Annotated in this window: 6 protein-coding genes; 1 reads left to right on the plus strand and 5 read right to left on the minus strand. The window is 43.1% G+C overall.

Annotated features, from left to right (window positions below):
• Both B4K20_RS08265 and B4K20_RS08270 read right to left on the minus strand, forming a co-directional pair.
• On the minus strand, positions 1-449 hold a 449-nt coding region (locus B4K20_RS08265; protein WP_289282544.1), incomplete at its 3' end, for a glycosyltransferase.
• Positions 449-1,243, minus strand: coding sequence for a UDP-2,3-diacylglucosamine diphosphatase (locus tag B4K20_RS08270; protein ID WP_286303736.1), 795 nt, complete (start codon positions 1,241-1,243; stop codon positions 449-451). The genes B4K20_RS08270 and B4K20_RS08265, both read right to left, overlap by 1 nt.
• Before the next feature lie 141 nt (positions 1,244-1,384).
• Here B4K20_RS08270 and prlC point away from each other — a divergent pair, with 141 nt between their 5' ends.
• The gene (gene prlC / locus B4K20_RS08275; RefSeq protein ID WP_289282545.1) at positions 1,385-3,424 is read left to right on the plus strand and encodes an oligopeptidase A; all 2,040 of its coding nucleotides are present in this window, start codon (positions 1,385-1,387) and stop codon (positions 3,422-3,424) included.
• A gap of 47 nt (positions 3,425-3,471) precedes the next feature.
• Here prlC and B4K20_RS08280 read toward each other — a convergent pair whose 3' ends face one another.
• From B4K20_RS08280 to B4K20_RS08290, 3 genes are all read right to left on the minus strand, one after another.
• Positions 3,472-3,888 (minus strand): hypothetical protein, encoded by a 417-nt coding sequence (locus B4K20_RS08280; RefSeq protein ID WP_289282546.1) that lies wholly within the window; start codon positions 3,886-3,888, stop codon positions 3,472-3,474.
• 207 nt (positions 3,889-4,095) lie between these two features.
• Complete coding sequence (locus tag B4K20_RS08285) at positions 4,096-4,533, minus strand: helix-turn-helix domain-containing protein (RefSeq protein WP_289282547.1); 438 nt, start codon at positions 4,531-4,533, stop codon at positions 4,096-4,098.
• A gap of 176 nt (positions 4,534-4,709) precedes the next feature.
• Positions 4,710-4,976 carry a DksA/TraR family C4-type zinc finger protein gene (locus B4K20_RS08290; protein WP_286303739.1) on the minus strand — a complete coding sequence of 89 codons (267 nt, stop codon included), beginning with the start codon at positions 4,974-4,976 and terminating at the stop codon, positions 4,710-4,712.
• Between the last annotated feature and the right edge of the window lie 181 nt (positions 4,977-5,157).

The raw sequence follows: 5,157 nt of genomic DNA on the forward strand, positions 1-5,157 counted from the left end.
TGTGAAAGCAAGCGCTGTTTTTGTGAGGCTGTAGGGACCAAAGTGTGTACGGCTTTACCATGGAAGCGTTTAAGCCAGGCATAACTCCAGCTCAAAGGAATAGGCAGCCTGAGTCTGATATATTCAGGGAACTGGGTATGGTAAGACGTTGTGAACTGAATACCGTTTCTAAGACACCATCGTCTTGCTGCCATACCCAGCGGGCCCTCAGTGGCGATATGGATGGCGTTGGCTTGATAGCTATCGAGTAATTTTTTGACTTTCCTGCCAGGTAATAAAGAGAGAGGAATACTCGGATACGTGGGGCAGGGGATAGTCTTGAATTGTTGTGGCGTAATCAGATGGACATCATGCCCCAACTCGATTAAATATCGACGAGTCTGTTTCAGGGTACGTACAACCCCGTTGACCTGAGGTTCCCAGGCATCGGTGATGATGACAATCTTCATTAGGCTGCCTGAGCAATAGCGTGAGGCTGCTCGATAATATCGGCCCAGTATAAAATTTCCATTTTACCGTTAGGGTGTTCAACAAGTGCGGTGCAGCTTTCTACCCAGTCACCGCAGTTGAAGTAATCGACATTGTTGATGCGGGTAATTTCAGCGCGGTGAATATGACCACAGACGACACCATCGACCCCTTGTTTCGCCGCTTCATGTGCTACGGCCTCTTCAAAATTACTGATGTATTGCACCGCATTTTTTACTTTGTGTTTTAAGAATGCCGCCAGAGACCAGTATGAAAAACCCATCTTACGGCGAACATAATTAACAAGTCGGTTTGCTCTGAGTAAGTAGTCATAGAGCCGCCCACCAATTTTGGCAAGTAGTGGGGAAATTTTGACGACACTATCAAATTGATCCCCATGTAAGATTAATAACTTTTTACCTTCAGCGGTGGTATGGACTATCTCGTTCTGAATTTCGATATTGCCAAAAACGGCTCCGTCGAAGTCACGGAGTAACTCATCATGATTGCCTGGTACATAAATAACCTTGGTATCGTGTTTAGCTTTACCAAGTAGGGTTCGGATTACATTATTATGTGCCTGAGGCCAAAACATGCGTTTTTTCATTTCCCACACGTCAACAATGTCACCGACAAGATATAAATAATCGCATTCAACCTTATGCAAAAAATCGAGTAAAAAGTCAGCACTGCAGCCTCGAAACCCCAGGTGGATATCAGAAATCCAGACGCTGCGAACTTTTAACTTCTCTTTGTGACTCACTTGTGTTTGCATAATGTGTCGTTTCCTTAGTATTTTGAGGGCACACTAACGAACTTATATTGCAGCATCATGAATATTTTGTTGCAGAATGATGACGATAACTTATTGAATTAATTGTCGTATCATTAAACAATAGCCAAAATGAGACGCCCAATGAGCAATCCATTATTAGAAAATTACCCATTACCGCCTTTCTCTGAAATCAAACCTGAGCATGTAGAGCCTGCTGTAACACAAGCGATAAGTCAGGCTAGACAAGCCGTAGATAAATTACTGACACAGGTGAGCCATCCCACTTGGGAAACCTTGGTTGAACCAATGGAAGACATTGATGTGTCAATCGATCGTGTTTGGTCTCCAGTCAGTCATATGAACTCTGTAGTGAATTCGGATGAATTAAGAAAAGCCTATAACGCTTGTTTGCCGATGTTGAGTGAGTTCGGTACAGAACTGGGACAAAATGAAGACTTGTACCGTGCTTATAAACAGTTGGCTGAGAGTGAGGTGTACCCGTCGCTGGATACTGCCCAGAAAAAAGTCATTGATAATGCCGTCAGAGACTTCCGTTTATCCGGGGTAGAACTTAATCAGGCTGATCGTGATGAGTATAAAAACATCACGCAAAAACTGACCGAACTGAGTGCTAAGTTTGAAGAAAACCTGATGGATGCGACCCACGGCTGGAAAAAGCATATTACGGATAAAGACATGTTATCTGGATTACCTGAGTCGACCATTGCCATGGCAGAGCAGTTTGCCAAACGTGACAATGTTGAGGGCTGGGTATTTACGCTGGATTTCCCCTCATATATGCCGGTCATGTCTTATGCGGATAATCGTGAATTTCGCGAAGAAATGTACACCGCCTTTGCGACCAAAGCTTCTGATCAGGGACCGAATGCCGGCCAGTGGGATAACACTCAGGTCATGGCTGATATTCTCAAGCTTCGTCATCGTCTAGCGAATTTACTCGGCTTTGCTAACCATGCTGAACGTTCTTTAGCAACAAAAATGGCACAAAGCCCAGAACAGGTGATGGATTTCCTCAATGATCTGGCTGAGCGTAGTAAACCGATTGCTATTAAAGAATTTGAAGAATTAAAAGCCTTCGCAAAAGAAACAGCAGGCATGGATGAATTACAAGCATGGGATGTCACTTATTTTGCCGAGAAACTACGCCAGCAACGCTATAGTATCTCTCAGGAAGAGCTCAAACCATATTTCCCAGAAGATAAAGTCGTTAATGGCTTGTTTGCTGTGGTAAACCGCTTATACGGATTAGTTATTAGTGAACGGACGGATATCGATACCTGGCATAAAGACGTACGCTTTTTTGAAATCCGCGAATCAAACGGTAACTTACGTGGCCAGTTTTATCTGGACTTATATGCTCGCCAACACAAACGTGGCGGCGCATGGATGGATGAATGTCTGGTGCGCCGAAAAACAGCCAAAGGTCTGCAAACACCGGTGGCTTTCCTGACTTGTAATTTCTCTGAGCCTGTCGGTGATAAGCCGGCCTTATTCACTCATGATGAAGTCACGACCTTGTTCCATGAGTTTGGTCATGGTCTGCATCATATGCTGACAAAAATTGATTATGCCGGTGTGTCAGGAATTAACGGTGTTGCTTGGGATGCGGTCGAATTACCCAGTCAGTTTATGGAAAACTGGTGCTGGGAAAGGGAAGCACTAGATCTGATTTCAGGTCATTATGAAACCGGTGAAAAACTACCTGATGACCTTTATGAAAAAATGATCGCGGCACGTAACTTCCAGTCAGCGATGATGATGGTGCGTCAGTTGGAGTTTTCTATTTTCGATTTCCGTTTGCATTTGGAGTTTGATCCAGAAGGCGGCAATCAAGTGGATAAAATTCTGGCCGAAGTGCGTGATCAGGTAGCTGTCGTTAAACCGCCAAAATTTAATCGTTTCGCTCATAGCTTTGGTCACATCTTCGCTGGCGGTTATGCGGCTGGTTACTATAGTTATAAGTGGGCAGAAGTGTTATCAGCCGATGCGTTTTCTAAATTTGAAGAAAAAGGTATCTTTGATCGTGAAACCGGGCTGGCGTTTTTGAATAATATTCTGGAGCAGGGTGGTTCAAAAGAACCGATGGAATTATTCATAGCCTTCCGTGGACGAGAGCCTGAAATTGATGCTCTGTTAAGACATTCAGGAATAGCCGCATAACAAAAAAGGGCCGAAAGGCCCTTTTTTATTTGTGTGGTGTAGGTGAATCAAGAATTCGCACAGATCTGCACAGCTTGCTGTGCTGATTGAATAATGGTCATGACTTCATCTTTTGAAATTTTGCCGTTATCAATATCTTTTTTGAGTTCTTCATTCAAAGCTTGTGTCGCTTGAGCAACGTCACCGCCTTGTGCCACAGGTAAAATGGCTTTTTCACGATACTGTTCTGGAAAAATCGCTAAGCCTTCGAGTTGGCAGCCCGCCATTTTTGCAACATAAGCATCCGCTTCTCTTTTAATGGCACCGGCAGTCAGATCGGGTCTATCCATGCCCAGTTTTTTCATCACCATTGGACGAAGTTGTTCACTGTAATTTTTTTTGTAAGCCTCTACGTCATTAGCGTCGATAGCAAAAGCGAGTTGTGCAAAGAGCGCTAAAGGTAGTAATAAAAACGTTTTTCTCATTATATGTCTCTCTTAGATAACTTAATTTTTTGTTAATAGCTCTATCAGGCTGAACAATAGATGACTATCAGTCAACTTTATCTGTGTAAAGATAAGTAATCCAGAGTTAATAATGACATTTGTCGCTGTCAGTCTTAGTACTTAAAAGCCGCTGTGATTTACATCCTTTAGCTTTACATTCTTATGTTTTGGGGTAATCGAAAAACCTTATTTCTTTGTTTTCTTTTTGTTTTTAGCTTTCTTTTTGTCTTTTTTAGCGGACTTTTCTTTCTTGGACTTTTTGTCTTTCTTGTTGCCCTTGTCAGCTTTGGTTTTTTTACGGTCTTTCTTTTTGACTTTTTTGGGCGTGTCTTCCACAACCGCTTTTTCTAGTGTTGATTTTTGTGAGCTGACTTCACTTGCTGTTTGAGGAAAAGCCTTCATGCCCAATTGACGAAAACGTGCCGCCCAGTATCGTACTTGTCCGATACTTAATCCAGTTTGTGTCGCTGTTTCTTTTTGAGTCACACCATCATGAAGAGCAAGCAAAGCACTGGCGCGGGTACTAAACTCATTGTCAGAAGCGGCGATGGCTTTGCAGAGTTTAACTTGAGCTGGAGTGAGTAATTTCTTGCGAGGGCTGTTTACCTGTTCTTTGCTTGTCATTGTCAACTCCATCAACGGGTATAGAAAGAATGTAATAATAATTACATTAAACCTTTTGATTATGTATGAGGAGTATGACGGTTTTGTGACACTGGCGTCAGAATAAAAACGGAATTGTACACACACATAAAAAAAGGGCGGTTCGCCCTTTTTTGTTTAATAGTTTAAGCCTGGATTTAGCGAAGCTGACTATCTTTGCTGCCCCGTCGATTAAACATACCAGCTGCTTTGTTTTCATTATCTATCTCTTCCTGACATTTCACACACAGGTAAACACCAGGAATGGCTTTACGTCGGCCTTCGGGAATTTCAGCATCACACTCTTCACAATGCGTCAGGCTTTCACCTTGAGGTAAACGTGAGCGTGCTTGCTGTATCGCGTCATCCACACTGGCGTCTATTTGATCTTGTACCGCCCCGTCACGGGACCATCCTCCAGCCATAACAACCTCCAACTGACTGTTTTAATACTATTTCATTATAGGCTTAAAGTCAGCTTGGACCCAATAGTCATGATTTAAGGTAGTTTTTTACCTAACCGTTGTTTCCAGCGAACAATGGGGTACCAGGTCTGTCCCCAAATCTGTCGTGGTAGACGAACGGTTGTGCCGTATTCGGCAGGCC

This window comes from Methylophaga sp. UBA5088 (assembly GCF_002414625.1).
Lineage (GTDB): Bacteria > Pseudomonadota > Gammaproteobacteria > Nitrosococcales > Methylophagaceae > Methylophaga > Methylophaga marina.